Raw genomic sequence first — 15,145 nt, 5'->3', positions numbered from 1 at the left:
CATCCCAATGAAAATTATATTTATGATCTCAGTTTTTCTCGTTCCATTATATTCAATTGGACAAAAAGCAGGAATTGTATCCAACGTTAACTACCGGATGGGTTATGTTTACCTTAAAGGTGCATTTCAAACCAAATGTACTTGCCGAAAATGACTTTAGTTTCAATCTATTAACTTATTTAAATAGAAAGAATATCGAAAATAAGGAATTGGAAAATTTTGATTTTAGTGAACTTGAGTATTTTTCTGAGCGATATAAATACAAAAAAATGGTTGCTTATGCTGAAGATTTCTGCATTAAGAACAATCTGGATCAAATTATAATTATTAGGAAAAAAATGCGTACACCATAACAGATCCAATGCAAATGTTTTATGGGTTCGATCATGATTTTGGCATAGCCACATTAAGTATATGATAAGCATCCAATGTTATTCTATAATTTTTCTTTAATTAGATACATAAAAGGAAGTCATGATTTTAAACTGCTTTTTGCGCCAGGCTATAAAAATCACAAATTCGATGAAGTGGTTTTTGATAAAGGAAATTACAAACTCATTAACGATAAAGTGTTAATCCATTTTCGACCAGTTTTTGAAACAATATTAAATAAGGGCCTTGATCAATAATTTTATAAATTGCTTAAGCTTAGCAAAATCGATCATAAATAGTGTAGGATAAGCCAGATCATTAGGGCACTTAAAAAATGAGGGTAAAATTAAATTTATTTTACCCCCGTTTATATTTCGAGAGTAAATTTTACCCTTGTATAAATTACGAGTGTAAAATTTAACTATATTTACACTCGTTATACAAATACAGGTAAAATTTATCTCTGTTATGGAAAAGTTTAAACGAGAAATACCTTATAATAAATTACCCTTATTACCTCCTAATAAGGATATCGAAACCAGAAAAATATTGCTTAAAACAATTTCTGCAAGCAGAGCACTAGCTCAATTAAATGGTGCACTTGTTAATTTACCAAACCCAACACTTTTTTTAGATACCATTCATTTACAAGAAGCAAAAGCCAGCTCAGAAATTGAAAACATCATTACAACAAATGATGAACTATATAAAAACCTGGTGGCCGACAATAAGTTTGAGAATAGCTTGACAAAGGAGGTCTTAAATTACAAAGAAGCTTTGTGGTTAGGTTTAAAAAAATTAGAAAGAAAACCCTTTATCACCACAAATTTATGTATAGAGATAGTACAATGCATAAAACAGAACCAGGCAGCAATTAGAAACACACCAGGAACAACTTTAAAAAACAATAAAGGCGAAGTGATTTACACGCCACCCACAGGCGAAATTATTATTAGGGAAAAATTAGCTGATTTAGAAAAATTCATAAATAGCAACAAAGAAATTGATCCTTTAATAAAAATGGCGGTAATGCACTATCAGTTTGAGGCAATACACCCTTTCGCTGATGGAAATGGTAGGACCGGACGTATTTTGCTTTTATTATATTTAAAAATAAGTAAGCTTTTACACATTCCTGCAATTTATTTAAGCGGATACATCATCAAGAATAAAAATGATTATTATAAAAATCTAAAAGCTGTAACCGAAACTAACAACTGGGAGTCTTATATCATTTATATGCTGGATATGATAGAAGTTACAGCGAAAACAGGCATTACCCAATTGGAAAATATTACTAGATTGATGAATGTAACTGCCAATGAAATTAAATTGAGATTACCTAAAGTGTATTCAAAAGACTTAATTGAAATTTTATTCAAATTACCCTATACAAAACGGCAAACACTAACAAATGCAAATTTAGGAACACCTAAAACCGTCGGGAATTATCTTACTCTATTAGAGTCTAATGGTTTCTTAAAATCAACTAAAGTGGGAAAAGAAAAGCTTTATATCAATTATAAATTACTTGATATTTTGGAGAAAAATTAAATACGCTTGAGTATGAATTTACAAATAAAACCGCTCAAATTTTAATTTTAAAGTTCCTTATTTTCAAAAACGACATGAACAAAATCCCAAAAGCTTTCCTCATTGCTGATCTTATTTGCTTTGCATTGCTTTTGGCTTTCCTTTTTTCACTGCCATTCAAACTTTTCAAAACACCTACCTCCTATGTTGTCGAGGCCAGTAATGGTCATTTATTAAGTGCTGCAATTGCCAGCGACGGACAGTGGCGCTTCCCGGTAGCCGATAGCGTACCCGTGAAATTTAAGGATTGCATTATTGCTTTCGAAGATAAAAGATTTTATAACCACTTTGGCGTAGATCTATTGGCCATGAGCCGAGCCTTGCGACAAAACTGGCGAGCTAAAAGTGTGGTAAGCGGTGGTAGTACATTAACCATGCAGGTCATCCGTTTATCACGAAAACAAGACCGAACGGTTTGGCAAAAATTATTGGAAGTGATTTTAGCTTTTCGCCTGGAAATAAAATATTCAAAGGAAGAAATTATAGGCCTATATGCAGCTAATGCACCATTTGGAAGTAATGTAGTGGGATTGGAAGCCGCGAGCTGGCGGTATTATGGTCGCGATGCTAAAACGCTTTCCTGGGGAGAGATGGCCACATTAGCCGTTCTTCCCAACAGCCCATCATTGGTTCATCCCGGCAAAAACTCGACCAGGCTTGTTAAAAAAAGGAATGATCTTTTGGATAAACTGGCTCAGTTAAAATACATCGATCAGGCAACAGCAAATTTATCCAAGCTAGAGCCTGTTCCGGGCAGACCCCTGCCCCTGCCTCAAAATGCCCCACACTTATTGAACCGTTTTAAAGCAGAACGCTCAAACCTTGAAATTTCATCAACCAGAATTACTTCTACATTGGATGAAAATATACAACTAAAAGTTAACGCCATATTAAACAGATATAACAACCGCTATCGGGCAAACGACATCAACAATATTTCTGCCTTGGTACTTGATGCCAGAACCGGTCAGGTTGTAAGTTATATAGGTAATATCTATCAACCAGAAAATACCGAATTGCAAAGTCATGTAGATATGATTAAAGCTCCACGGAGTCCTGGCAGTACCTTAAAGCCATTGCTTTATGCCAGTATGATGAACGATGGCTTTATATTGCCGCATACCATAATTCCAGACATCCCTACTCAAATAGCCGGCTATTCACCACAAAATTACGATCTGGGTTACGATGGTGCTATTGCTGCCGATAAAGCGCTGAGCCGCTCTTTAAATATCCCTGCGGTGAAAATGTTGCAGCAGTATAAGTATGAACGTTTTTACGATAAATTAAAAAAACTGGGAATAGGAACATTGAACCAGCCGGCAGATCATTATGGTTTATCGTTAATTTTAGGTGGCAGTGAAGTTACAATGTGGGATTTAGCCAACACTTACATGGGCATGGTGCGTACACTGAACCATTTCAACACCTACAAAGGCCTCTACAATCCTGAAGATTATAAACAGGCAAGTTACTTTAATCATAAAACGAAAGAAGAAAAAGACTATCAGCGTAACTCATTTTTAGATCATGGTGCAATATGGGCAACCTTTAATGCCATGGAAGAAGTAATGCGCCCGGGTGATGAAGGTTTATGGGAACAATTTTCCTCGTCGCAGCGGGTAGCCTGGAAAACAGGTACCAGTTTCGGTTTTCGCGATGCCTGGGCTGTAGGTTTAACACCAAATTATGTGGTATGCGTTTGGGTGGGTAATGCCGATGGCGAAGGCCGGCCGGGATTGGTAGGAATAGAAGCTGCTGCACCGGTGCTTTTTGATATTTTTAGATTATTACCCAATGGAAAATGGTTCGAAACTCCTGTAACCAAACTCAAAAAACTTAACATATGTAAACAAAGTGGTTATAAAGCAGGAGAATATTGTACAGATGTGATTCAAGAACTTGTTCCGGCTGCCGGAGAAAAGACAGCTGTTTGTCCTTTCCACAAATTGGTTCATTTAGATAAAACGGGTACTTTCAGGGTTACGGACCAATGTGAAAGTACCGCAAAAATGCAGCATAAAAGCTGGTTTATTTTACCGCCAGCTATGGAATATTATTACAAAATAAAAAATAGCGACTATAAATCGCTTCCCCCCTTTAAAGCTGGCTGTGACCTTTCGGGCGGAAACAGTGTGATGGAAGTTATTTACCCTAAAAATAATGCGATAGTTTATATCCCCCTGGAACTGGATGGATCAAGAGGTAAAATTGTAATTAACGCAGCGCACAGAAATCCAGGTGCTAAAATATATTGGCACATTGATGATGAATATGTAAGCACCACCACTAATTTTCATCAATTGGCCATTAGTCCGCCTCCCGGTAAACATACCTTAACTCTGGTGGATGAGAATGGCGAGCGGCTGGTGCAGGTTTTTACGGTTTTGGATAAGGAGAAGAAGTAAAAGCAAATTTGCTTGTATTTATGCTGATGTAACACAAGTAGTCTAAAAGAAGAAACTTGCGGTTTACTAAGAATGCACGCCAATTAAATAATTTAATATCAGGAAATGACTGGTTCGTGGTACTTGGCGGCTTGTTGTCCCGCTTTCCGTTACAAGCACCGCTGAAAAGCGGAGGCTTCCACTCCAACCGGGTTCAGGCACAGGGGCTTCCGCGCCCTGCCCCCACGAAAATGAAGTACTACATTAGCCATTTAGCCCCGGTTGCAGCGATACCCTGCAGCAACGAGGTACGAGGCAGCGAAGCGTATAAGCGAAAAACGGGAAGAAACTTTGTTATTAGTAGAAATTTGCGCTCCCAATGCATCAATCATTTTCGAAACAATGCAAATAAAACTTTTAAAAACCTGAAATCAGCATAGTCTTTTTCCAAAACAATTAAATCAAGTTAATTAAACCTCCGTTCTTGTAACCACCAACTGCCGCGAAATGGTTCCATACACGATTAAATACTGCGCAATCATATAAGTTGCCATAATTAAAGCCCCGCTTTGTGGTATAGGCTGAGCGAATTTATTTACGGCCAGAATACTATCAGACAGTAAGAAAAACAATGCCCCATATAAAATGAGTTTAAAGCTGAAAATGTTCACCTTACCATATCGGTTAAAGGCCATGATAGCCATAACGGTAATAATAATGGCATACATTAAAACGGGGAATTGCATAGGGCCTAGCTTAGGCTGCAGGTAGAAAAACAACCCTGAACAAAAGATGGCAAAAGCGCCTACAACCCATAAAAAATAGGGTGTTTTGTGATTAGGATTCGATTTATGATCGAGTGTAAATGCCCTGATATAAAAAATATGGCAAACTACAAATGCAATTAATCCATATATAAAAAAACTTGTTTTATCGTTTTGGATCATGAGCAAAATATCACCCATACATGCAAAAATTAACCCGGTAAAAATCCGCTTATGAAAACGTCCCTTTAAATAGGTGCTGAGATAAAGCCACACTAAAAGCACAACAGCTATTAATGGCTTTGTAAAAGTACGCAGCTGAATGTTATTGGCATATTCTGCATATAGCAGAACGACAAATAAGAGGAAAAATATAAAAGAAAATAACCTGGTCTTCATCAGTACTAGAAATTGGCTTGTTCAAATTAAAAACCAAATTACGGATATTAACCGTATAGCCGCAAAAATTAACTGATATCCGATCGGTAATTTCAAAAAACAGCACCAATAATTACCAAATAATCAATCATCAGATTGCGGTATAATTTCAGCTTTTGCGGCCTCGATATCAAGCAAAACCTGATTAACACAAGTGGTTAAATGTTCATTCACCTTATGCTCCCAAAACCGCATCACAGTATAATCTTTAGTAGTTAGGTGCTGGTTAATATATTTATCGCCTGTATATGGCGTTCAATCTTCGGAATCCAGAAACCCGGGTTTGTCTTTATCGCAGATTTCTTTTCCCCATTTGTAACCCTGCCAAAAATCCCCAACCATAAATAGGACAAGCCTGTATTTATTGATAACCATATCTGGTTTGCCGGGAAAATTTTCAGGATGCAGCCTGAAACTGACATTTTTAGCCCATAGAGCTTTACGCAGTTTTAATTCGGGCAAACTATTTTTTGCCTTAATTTTAGACATATTCTTACTTCGCTGTGCGGTCGTGTAAAAAACAGCTCTTTCTTCAAAGCGGGGAACTTTAATATCTTCTTCATGGTATGGTTTGGGATCCATAATTAAGGAAACCCGACGTATTTGTGAATGGTTTAAAACAGGCACAAAAACACGATAAATAGACAAACCCTAAGCGCCTCCTCATTTAAAGGAGGTGAGCTTGGGCCGAAGCGTTAATACAAAAAGTATAATTTGAAGTAAATTGCAGAAAAGTGTGCTTATTCAGTTGGCAGAAATTAATCCTGCCAACTTCGTAAGCATAGATATCCTTATTATCTGGTTCGAAGATTGAAAATCATTCTAACATCTCCCAACAGGTTATACAGATAGGTGTATTTCCTTTATGGATCGTTTAATTTTCTTGATGAATCTTTTTACTGCTTTCATTTACTTATCACCAAAACCAGACTTTTACAGCTCTGATTTAATCATTATAACAATTTTTAAAAACGGAAACTGTTGCATCTATTGGCACAAAATCCATAGTTTTGGTTTTTATCAGTTATACCTATGCCTTTAAAACGAAATACGCTAATTTTTATACTCGCCATACTACTTGTTGCTTTTACTTATTTAAGTTTTTTTATTGCACAACATCCCATATTCGATTTTGACATTAAAACTTCATTATTTATTCAGCAATACCACACAGACTGGTTGGATCAATTAATGCTAGCCATCAGTTTTTTCGGCGAACTCCCCTATTCATTACTTTCGGTAGTTATAGTGGCCGCCATATTTTATCAGCAGAAATATAAGCGTGAAGGAATATTTATTTTAACAGTTTTATTATCGGGATTAATTATTCTGGGCATAAAAAATGTAATCAACCGTCCACGCCCAACTGCATTTTACGTGCGGCTGGTAGAAGTGAACCGATTTCAAAGTTATCCCAGCGGGCATGTACTTTCTTACACCCTCTTTTTCGGGTTTTTAATCATTTTGATGAATACGCTGAAAGACGTGCCAAAGCTGACCAGAAATATAGTAACCTATATTTCAGCATTCTTAATGATAAGCATTGCCCCATCCAGAATTTACCTGGGTGCACATTGGCTTACCGATACGGTAGGTGGTTTTTTGTTAGGCTTAATATGTCTTTTCCCGCTTTGCTACTTTTATTTTAAAAAGAAAAAAGTTTAAGCTTTTGCCTGCAGTTTTTCTTTCTTCCTTACCCTGCATAAAGTTTCAATCCGCATCCCCAGGTAGCTCGCTAAAAATTTTAGTGGAACTCTGGATTTTATCGTTGGATAACCTGTTTTAAATTGTTTGTATCTAATTTCGGCAGAAGGGATTCGTGATAAGATAGACCGCTCTTGCGACATGTGGTAATGGATAGCCAATAATTTTCTGGCCAAAATATTGGTCTCCGGAAATTGTGCATACATATCATCAATAAAACGATATGGGAGTATAATCAATTCAGAATCTTCCAGCGCCTGGTATTGTTCTTGGTAGGTCGGTATAAATGCCCCATGATTTCTGATCCGCCCAATCAGGTGATTTTCATCTGTCAACCAGGCCGTAATGTCCTTCCCTTCATCCAGTATAAAAGCGCGTACCAGGCCTTTAACGATAAAGAATAAACAATCTCCGTTAATATGATTCAAGTTGGGCAAAACCTCATTCTTGCGTACGGCAATTTTGAAAGTTTCCTTTTTTCCCCGGTCAATTATTTCTTTTCTTAACGGTTGCAGCTCATTTAAATACTTAATAAATGTATCGCCTTCATCGTAGGCATCGGTCAAATTATTTATCATGTGTTTTTAGAAAATGTGTAAGTTATCACTTGGATATCAGATTTCCAAAACATGAAAACGAACATAAAAGCCAAAATTATATTGAAGAATTTATATTTTAACATAATCATAAAAAATTCTGATAATTTTGCCACCATGAATGATAAACCCAAAGCTTTCCTTTTTGATCTTAACGGCACCATGATTAACGATATGGCTTTTCACAACCGTGCCTGGCATAATATACTTACCGAAGATTTAGGTGCAAGCATAAGCTTCGATGCCGTTAAAAAACAGATGTACGGTAAAAACCAGGATCTGTTGGAACGTGTTTTTGGTGTTGGCCATTTCTCGCAGGAACAAATAGATCAGATTTCCATCGAAAAAGAACACAGGTATCAGGCAGCCTATAAAAAGCATTTGGCGTTAATAAGCGGCTTAGGCGATTTTTTGGAAAAAGCGAAACAATCGGGTATTCAGATGGCCATTGGTTCGGCAGCTATTCCTTTTAATATTAACTTTGTGCTCGATAATTTAAACATCCGTTCTTACTTTAATGCCATAGTAAGTGCCGAAGATGTGGCCAATAGTAAACCGGATCCGGAAACCTTTACCAAAGGGGCCGAAATTTTAGGTGTTGCAGCTAACCATTGTATCGTTTTTGAAGATGCACCAAAAGGTGTTGAGGCTGCACTCCATGCAGGGATGAAATGTATAGTGCTGACAACCATGCATACCCGGGAAGAATTTTCTGCTTACCATAACATTATTGCTTTTATAGAAGATTATACCGATCCTGTTCTACAGGAACTTTTCTAAACAATACGGCCCGAATTAATCAGGCCGTATTATGTTAATCATGATTTGCAATCAATCGTCAAACCGACTATTTTGTGAATTTATATATAGAGCTTGTTTTATAAATCTGGCCTGGTTTTAAAACTGTTGACGGGAAAGCGGATTGATTGGGTGAATCTGGAAAATGCTGGGTTTCCATGGCAATCGCCGTTCTGAAATCATCTTTGGCACCACTTTTAAAGGTGTTTTTACTTTGCATGAAATTTCCGCTATAAAATTGTAAACCTGGCTCCTGCGTATAAATATCCATTATTATACCCGACTGATCTCCTTTTACCGTAGCTGCATGGAACATACCCATGGCTTTGGTTTTATTGAGTACGTAGTTATGATCATAACCTTTACCAAAGGTTAGTTGTTCATTTTTATCGTTTATGCGTTTACCAATAGTTGTTGCAGTGGTGAAATCGAACGGTGTGCCTCTAACCTTTTCTATTTTTCCCGTCGGGATCAGCGTAGAATCAACGGGCGTATATTCATCTGCATAAATCTTCACCTCATGGTTCAAAATCTCGCCACTTCCGTCGCCATTCAAATTAAAAAAAGCATGATTGGTTAAATTTACAACAGTAGTTTTATCCGTTCTTGCTTCATAATCCATCTTCAATTCATTATCAGCTGTCAACGTATAAGTGACTTTGACATCTAAATTACCCGGAAAATTCTCGTCGCCATCTTTTGACAAATAGTGCAGCACCAAGGTATTGTCATTGGGTTGGCTGGCATCCCAAACCACGTATTGATAGCCTTTTTTCCCGCCATGCAGGGTGTTCTGTCCGTTGTTGGTAAACAGCGAATAGGTTTTGCCATCAAGTGTAAATTTTCCTTTGGCAATCCGGTTACCATACCGGCCAATGGTTGCACCAAAATAAGGCTCTGTAGATTTTTCGTAATCGCCAATACTTTTAAAACCCACCACTACATCTACCATTTTACCGTTTTTATCTGGCATTAATAAACTAACCAGGCGCCCGCCATAATTGGTAAAAATGGCCTCCGCACCATCTTTATTCTTTAAAGTGTATAAAGCAGTTTGTTTACCATCAATTACCTTTTTAAAAGAATCGGCAACTAATTTTACAACCGCTACAGATTCGCTTTTTAAAGTATCTGTTGAGGCAGATTTTTTGGTTTCGGACTGGCACGAAGCTAACCCGGTTGCAGCCATAACACATAGGCCCGCTAGTGATTTTAATTTCATAAATTGGAATATCTGGTTTAGATTTTATGATAAATATATTACTTATTTTTACAAATAAAACGATTTAGCAGATTTAATAGAGATTATATTAACAAGTAAATCAAAAATGAATCAGCAACGATACGATTTGTACAATGGATGATAATGAATTGTAGAGATATTACATTACTTAACCGTAACTTTCATAAATTAAGCTTCAGATATGACCGGTGATTATTCCTGAAGAAAAACACGCTTAAGCTATCTCAATGCCAATTATTTGCATCCATAGACACCCTGTTGACTCCATCTTCCCAACGCATGCTGATAAATGTTAGCCTACATCCGCTAAAATCCGTTAAAACTGATTATTATTGCGACAACCAAAACCCAAATATGAATCAAATCATTTCAACAGATCGTTACAACAAAATGTTATATCGCCGTTGTGGAAACAGTGGCTTAAAACTGCCGGCCATATCATTAGGCTTATGGCATAATTTCGGGCATGTAAACGTTTTTGAAAACAGCAAAAACCTTATCTATACAGCTTTTAACAACGGAATTACTCATTTCGATTTAGCCAATAATTATGGTCCGCCCCCTGGATCGGCTGAAGAAGTTTTCGGTAAAATACTTCAGGAAGATTTTAAGGGTTATCGTGATGAAATGATTATTTCGAGCAAAGCAGGATATACCATGTGGGATGGTCCGTATGGCGATTGGGGTTCCAAAAAATACCTGGTTTCCAGTTTAGACCAAAGCTTAAAACGCATGAAACTGGATTATGTAGATATTTTTTACCACCATCGTCCGGATCCCGAAACACCACTGGAAGAAACTATGGGTGCTTTAAGCCTGATGGTTCAGCAGGGAAAAGCTTTGTATGTGGGTATTTCGAATTATCAGGCCGAAGAAGCTGAAAAAGCGATTAAAATTTTAGAAGATAACGGTACTCCATGTTTAATCCATCAACCTAAATATTCGATGTTTGAACGTTGGGTAGAAAATGGTTTGCTTGATGTTTTAGCGCAAAATGGTGTGGGTTGTATTCCATTTTCGCCATTGGCACAAGGTTTACTTACCGATAAATATCTGCATGGCATTCCCCCCGATTCAAGAGTGGCTACAAGCGGTATTTTTCTGAAAGAAAGTAATATCACGCCAGAGAAATTATCCATCATTGATAAATTAAATGATGTAGCTAAATCGCGTGGACAGAAATTGGCACATATGGCGTTATCCTGGATATTGAAAGATGATAGAATTACAACTGTATTAATAGGTGCCAGTAAAACAGAACAAATAACAGATTCAATTAAAGCATTGGATAATATTCAATTTAGCGAAACTGAAATTAAATTGATTGATGAGATTTTAGGTTAAAAAACAGCCGTATCTTCAAGCTGGAATCGAATGTAATCTATGTTAGATCTTCAGCACAGCTAAATATCATCTGATGGATAATTCATTTTATAAAATCAATATAAATGGATAGATATTAATGAAGTTAAATGGTATCGAAGTATCATTTCGACCGCAGTGCCTGCCCGTACAGGCGGGGAGAAATCTTTTAAACCAGGTTTTAATAATTCGGTTAAAAAGATCTCTCCATTTCGCTGCGCTACAGTCGAGATGACGATCTTTTTTTCGGGGAGTCTGTTAATGATCATGTAGTTGAAGGTATTGACCTGCGATTTATCAAATTAAAGAAGTCTTCGACTACGCTTAGACTGACAACTATGGCGTTTAATTTAATGACATCGGGCGCTTGCGGGACCTGAAGACGATTTGGAAATACCTATAGTTTCATCAATTACACTAAAACCAAATGAGATTATAAGGGTTTAAGAAATGAATCTATTACATTTCTTCATTTATGGCAAGAGCCAATAATTCTATTTATAGTGCTTTAGCAGCAAATTTACTAATCGCAGTAACCAAATTTATTGCAGGGGCGTTTACCAACAGCTCTTCAATGATTGCAGAAGGCATTCACTCTACTGTTGATACCAGCAACCAGCTTTTATTACTTTATGGGCTAAAAAGAAGCGTAAAACCACCAGATAAATCACGTCCGTTTGGCTATGGTAAAGAGCTGTACTTCTGGTCTTTCATCGTATCAATCATGATTTTTGGTTTAGGTGGTGTGGTGTCGATATCCCAAGGTATCGCACACATCCGTCACCCTGAAATTTTAGGAAATCCAACATGGAACTATGTGGTATTGGGTTTATCTTTCATTTTCGAAGGTGCTTCATTGCTCATTGCGATGAAAGAATTTAATAAAACACGCAAAGGTTTACCCTGGTGGAAAGCGATCATTAAAAGTAAAGATCCGTCTGGCTTTTTAGTACTGTTTGAAGATGGCGCTGCAGTTTTAGGACTAGTGATTGTTTTTATTTTCATGGTACTTAGCCACAACCTAAACTTACCAATTTTAGATGGTTTGGCTTCCGTTCTGGTAGGTACGCTTTTAATTTTCGTATCATTTATATTAGCAAGGGAGAGCCGCAGCCTCTTAATGGGCGAAGGTTTAACTCCGGAAACGCAGCAAAAAATTAAAGATCTGGTAGAAAATGATCCGGATGTGATTACGGTAACCAGTGTTTTGTCTCAATATCAATCGCCCAAAGAAGTTTTATTGGTACTCATTCTCATCTTTAACGCACAATTAAATACCACAGATTTAACCAATGCCATTGACAGGCTGAGAGCTAAAATTAAAGCAGAGTACGATGTAGTTAAATTTGTGATTATCCAGCCACAATCTGCTGATGTAAAAGAAAATGATTTTAGCGAGGACATCCAACTGGAGTAGATTTTCTTTTAATGAAGGGAAAGATTATCGCCCTTCTGTTTTCCAGGAGGACGATAATAATAAGAATTGGTACTTGATTAATCTTCAGCGATTTTATCCCGCACTTAATTTCTAGATTACCTGCAGCACAATTTTCCCTCGCGTGTGTCCCTGTTCGCTTTCTATCTGGGCCTGTTTTGCGCTGGTAAAAGGCAAAACTTTTTCAATAACAGGTTTAACTTTTCCTGAATCGATCAAGCTGGCTATCTCGGTTAACTGAGCAGGAATTGACTGTGCCATAAAACCGATCAGGTGAACTTTTTTAGCCTTGGCTTCAGACGCAAATTCGGGCATTAAAGTAGTAACTACCCGCCCGCCTTCTTTTAATATATTTAATGATTTAAGTTGCGTTTCTTTTCCAACGGTATCTAAAACGAGGTCCACACCTTTTAGTACAGACTCAAAATCTTCCATTTTATAATCTATAACTTCATCAGCACCTAAACGCTTCAGGAAATCAGCATTGCTGCTTGATGCCGTACCAATTACGTAAGCACCTTTCCATTTTGCAAACTGTACGGCATAAGTTCCTACCCCACCAGCCGCCGCATGAATCAATACTTTTTGTCCGGCTTTTAGCAAACCGTGATCAAATAAGCCTTGCCATGCCGTTAAACCTGCCAATGGCACAGCGGCTGCTTCGGTATGTCCTATGCTGGTTGGTTTAATACTGATGATACTGGCTTTTACGACGATGTATTCAGCGTAAGCACCATTTTTTGTAGGATCGGGTCTACCATATACTTCATCGCCTTTTTTAAATGCACTTACTTTTTCACCTACTTCCTCAACTGTACCGGAAACATCCCAGCCCAGGGTTAGTGGTAATTTAGCCGGAAATTTATCTTTACGGTGTCCTTCCCTGATTTTCCAATCCACCGGATTAACACTGGTTGCATGTACTTTAATCAATACTTCATCGGATGCTGGTTTGGGTACCGGAATATCATCAATCGATAAAACTTCCGGACCACCAAACTCATGGATTCTAACTGCTTTCATATAGGATATTTTTATTTGATGTACACTGTTTTAATATTTACAAACTCATGGATTCCGAACATACTTAACTCGCGCCCGTAGCCAGATTGATTGATACCGCCAAAAGGCAAAGCAGCATCTGATTTTACACCTTCGTTTACAAAACAAGAACCTGCCGCAAGCTTATTCCGGGCAATATCTTCGGCCAATGCCGCATTTCTAGTAAAAACGGCTGCTCCCAATCCGAAATTTGTATCGTTAGCAATGCGGATCGCATCATCAGTATCTTTTGCCGTTATAATCGCAGCTACCGGTCCAAATATCTCCTCATCATATGCCAGTACCCCCTTTTTTACATGGCTTAAAATAGTGGGCTGGTAATAAGCATGGTTACCATCCATAACTGGAATTTCTCCTCCAAGAATACATTTTGCACCCTGTTCTATACTTTTTAAAACCTGCTGATGTAATTCATCCCGAAGTTCTGCCCTGGCCATCGGACCAAGGTCTGTATCTGTAATTAATGGGTCGCCAGTTTTTTTATTTTGCATTTCGGCTTTAAAAAGCCGGGTAAATTTTTCTTCTACCGATTTGATTACGATGAAGCGTTTGGCTGCAATGCAACTTTGCCCGTTATTGATTAATCTGGCTTCCGCACATACTTTCGCTGCGTTTTCTAAATCTGCATCTTCCAGAATAATATACGGATCGCTACCACCAAGTTCAAGTACTGTTTTCTTTATCAATTTACCAGCTTGTTCAGCTACTTTTTTACCAGCTTCGGTACTTCCGGTTAGTGTAACCGCTTTGATATGTGGATTTTCGATTACCTTGGAAATAGCTTTGCTATTGCAGATTAACGTCTTAAAAATATTCAGGGGAAATCCCGCATCTGCAATTATCTGTTCTATTCCGAGCGCGCAACCTGTAACACCTGATGAATGTTTTAATACTCCGCCGTTACCGGCCATCAACGCAGGAGCAAGAAAGCGAAATACCTGCCAGAAAGGAAAATTCCAGGGCATAATGGCCAAAACCACGCCAATTGGCTGAAAACTCACATAACTTTTGGATGCATTGGTGTTGATCATTTGATCGGCTAAAAATTCTGAACCATTTTGAGCATAATATTCACAAACCGAAGCACATTTAAGTATTTCGGCCACACCAGCCTTTAATGGTTTACCCATTTCTAAAGCCATCAATTCGGCCAATTGATCTTTACGCTCATTTAAGAGCTTTGATACCTCTAACAGTAATCCGGAACGGGTTTGAAAATCTGTTTCTTTGTATTTTAACCATACCTGGTGCACCTGCCCGATTTTTTGATCAATCGCGTTTTCAGTATCCTCCTGATATTTTTTTATGATTGACCCGTTTATAGGGTTTATAGATAAAATGCTCATTTGATTATAACAAACGAGCATTTTAAATTGTGTTTTTTATTTGAA

General features: G+C 37.6%; 13 protein-coding genes. 7 read left to right on the top strand and 6 right to left on the bottom strand.

The annotated features are described in order from the left end of the window. Positions 1-56 precede the first annotated feature (56 nt). The 3 genes from ABEG20_RS06480 (at position 57) to pbpC (ending at position 4,373) form a co-directional block, all read left to right on the top strand. Positions 57-353, top strand: a complete 297-nt coding sequence (locus ABEG20_RS06480) for a hypothetical protein (RefSeq protein WP_406826569.1) — start codon at positions 57-59, stop codon at positions 351-353. A 487-nt stretch (positions 354-840) separates the two neighbouring features. Next, the gene (locus tag ABEG20_RS06475) at positions 841-1,926 is read left to right on the top strand and encodes a Fic family protein (RefSeq protein WP_406826568.1); all 1,086 of its coding nucleotides are present in this window, start codon (positions 841-843) and stop codon (positions 1,924-1,926) included. Positions 1,927-2,000: 74 nt separating this feature from the next. After that, complete coding sequence (gene pbpC / locus ABEG20_RS06470; RefSeq protein ID WP_406826567.1) at positions 2,001-4,373, top strand: penicillin-binding protein 1C; 2,373 nt, start codon at positions 2,001-2,003, stop codon at positions 4,371-4,373. Between the two features lie 449 nt (positions 4,374-4,822). Here the strand turns inward: pbpC and ABEG20_RS06465 are convergent, their stop codons facing one another. Together ABEG20_RS06465 and ABEG20_RS06460 are read right to left on the bottom strand one after the other, a co-directional pair. Beyond that, positions 4,823-5,515, bottom strand: a complete 693-nt coding sequence (locus tag ABEG20_RS06465) for a lysoplasmalogenase (protein ID WP_406826566.1) — start codon at positions 5,513-5,515, stop codon at positions 4,823-4,825. A gap of 294 nt (positions 5,516-5,809) precedes the next feature. Further along, positions 5,810-6,136, bottom strand: coding sequence for a hypothetical protein (locus ABEG20_RS06460; RefSeq protein ID WP_406826565.1), 327 nt, complete (start codon positions 6,134-6,136; stop codon positions 5,810-5,812). 450 nt (positions 6,137-6,586) lie between these two features. Here ABEG20_RS06460 and ABEG20_RS06455 point away from each other — a divergent pair, with 450 nt between their 5' ends. Continuing rightward, positions 6,587-7,219 (top strand): phosphatase PAP2 family protein, encoded by a 633-nt coding sequence (locus ABEG20_RS06455; protein WP_406826564.1) that lies wholly within the window; start codon positions 6,587-6,589, stop codon positions 7,217-7,219. On the opposite strand, the gene ABEG20_RS06450 is transcribed toward ABEG20_RS06455, so the two are convergent. Further along, positions 7,216-7,836 carry a Crp/Fnr family transcriptional regulator gene (locus tag ABEG20_RS06450; RefSeq protein WP_406826563.1) on the bottom strand — a complete coding sequence of 207 codons (621 nt, stop codon included), beginning with the start codon at positions 7,834-7,836 and terminating at the stop codon, positions 7,216-7,218. The genes ABEG20_RS06455 and ABEG20_RS06450 overlap by 4 nt on opposite strands. Before the next feature lie 135 nt (positions 7,837-7,971). Between ABEG20_RS06450 and ABEG20_RS06445 the strand changes: the two genes are divergently transcribed. Beyond that, positions 7,972-8,634, top strand: a complete 663-nt coding sequence (locus ABEG20_RS06445; protein WP_406827381.1) for an HAD family hydrolase — start codon at positions 7,972-7,974, stop codon at positions 8,632-8,634. A 67-nt stretch (positions 8,635-8,701) separates the two neighbouring features. Here ABEG20_RS06445 and ABEG20_RS06440 read toward each other — a convergent pair whose 3' ends face one another. After that, entirely contained in the window at positions 8,702-9,874 is a 1,173-nt protein-coding gene (locus ABEG20_RS06440; RefSeq protein ID WP_406826562.1) for an aldose epimerase family protein, read from the bottom strand. Between the two features lie 375 nt (positions 9,875-10,249). On the opposite strand from ABEG20_RS06440, the gene mgrA reads away from it, so the two are divergent. Continuing rightward, positions 10,250-11,239 carry an L-glyceraldehyde 3-phosphate reductase gene (gene mgrA / locus ABEG20_RS06435; protein ID WP_406826561.1) on the top strand — a complete coding sequence of 330 codons (990 nt, stop codon included), beginning with the start codon at positions 10,250-10,252 and terminating at the stop codon, positions 11,237-11,239. Between the two features lie 493 nt (positions 11,240-11,732). Next, positions 11,733-12,674, top strand: a complete 942-nt coding sequence (locus ABEG20_RS06430) for a cation diffusion facilitator family transporter (protein WP_406826560.1) — start codon at positions 11,733-11,735, stop codon at positions 12,672-12,674. Between the two features lie 111 nt (positions 12,675-12,785). Here ABEG20_RS06430 and ABEG20_RS06425 read toward each other — a convergent pair whose 3' ends face one another. Together ABEG20_RS06425 and ABEG20_RS06420 are read right to left on the bottom strand one after the other, a co-directional pair. Further along, entirely contained in the window at positions 12,786-13,715 is a 930-nt protein-coding gene (locus ABEG20_RS06425) for an NADP-dependent oxidoreductase (RefSeq protein ID WP_406826559.1), read from the bottom strand. A gap of 11 nt (positions 13,716-13,726) precedes the next feature. Beyond that, complete coding sequence (locus ABEG20_RS06420) at positions 13,727-15,100, bottom strand: NAD-dependent succinate-semialdehyde dehydrogenase (RefSeq protein WP_406826558.1); 1,374 nt, start codon at positions 15,098-15,100, stop codon at positions 13,727-13,729. Between the last annotated feature and the right edge of the window lie 45 nt (positions 15,101-15,145).

The organism is Pedobacter sp. KACC 23697 (genome assembly GCF_045348445.1).
GTDB lineage: Bacteria > Bacteroidota > Bacteroidia > Sphingobacteriales > Sphingobacteriaceae > Pedobacter.
Note: the sequence above shows the minus strand (reverse complement) of the source record. Positions and strands in the feature narration are given on the sequence as shown.

Coding starts and splice junctions, on each gene's coding strand:
- ABEG20_RS06460 (WP_406826565.1), bottom strand. CDS start 6,136: ATGGATCCCAAACCATACCATGAAGAAGATATTAAAGTTCCCCGCTTT.
- pbpC (WP_406826567.1), top strand. CDS start 2,001: ATGAACAAAATCCCAAAAGCTTTCCTCATTGCTGATCTTATTTGCTTT.
- ABEG20_RS06465 (WP_406826566.1), bottom strand. CDS start 5,515: ATGAAGACCAGGTTATTTTCTTTTATATTTTTCCTCTTATTTGTCGTT.
- ABEG20_RS06450 (WP_406826563.1), bottom strand. CDS start 7,836: ATGATAAATAATTTGACCGATGCCTACGATGAAGGCGATACATTTATT.
- ABEG20_RS06440 (WP_406826562.1), bottom strand. CDS start 9,874: ATGAAATTAAAATCACTAGCGGGCCTATGTGTTATGGCTGCAACCGGG.
- mgrA (WP_406826561.1), top strand. CDS start 10,250: ATGAATCAAATCATTTCAACAGATCGTTACAACAAAATGTTATATCGC.
- ABEG20_RS06455 (WP_406826564.1), top strand. CDS start 6,587: ATGCCTTTAAAACGAAATACGCTAATTTTTATACTCGCCATACTACTT.
- ABEG20_RS06425 (WP_406826559.1), bottom strand. CDS start 13,715: ATGAAAGCAGTTAGAATCCATGAGTTTGGTGGTCCGGAAGTTTTATCG.
- ABEG20_RS06475 (WP_406826568.1), top strand. CDS start 841: ATGGAAAAGTTTAAACGAGAAATACCTTATAATAAATTACCCTTATTA.
- ABEG20_RS06445 (WP_406827381.1), top strand. CDS start 7,972: ATGAATGATAAACCCAAAGCTTTCCTTTTTGATCTTAACGGCACCATG.
- ABEG20_RS06430 (WP_406826560.1), top strand. CDS start 11,733: ATGGCAAGAGCCAATAATTCTATTTATAGTGCTTTAGCAGCAAATTTA.
- ABEG20_RS06420 (WP_406826558.1), bottom strand. CDS start 15,100: ATGAGCATTTTATCTATAAACCCTATAAACGGGTCAATCATAAAAAAA.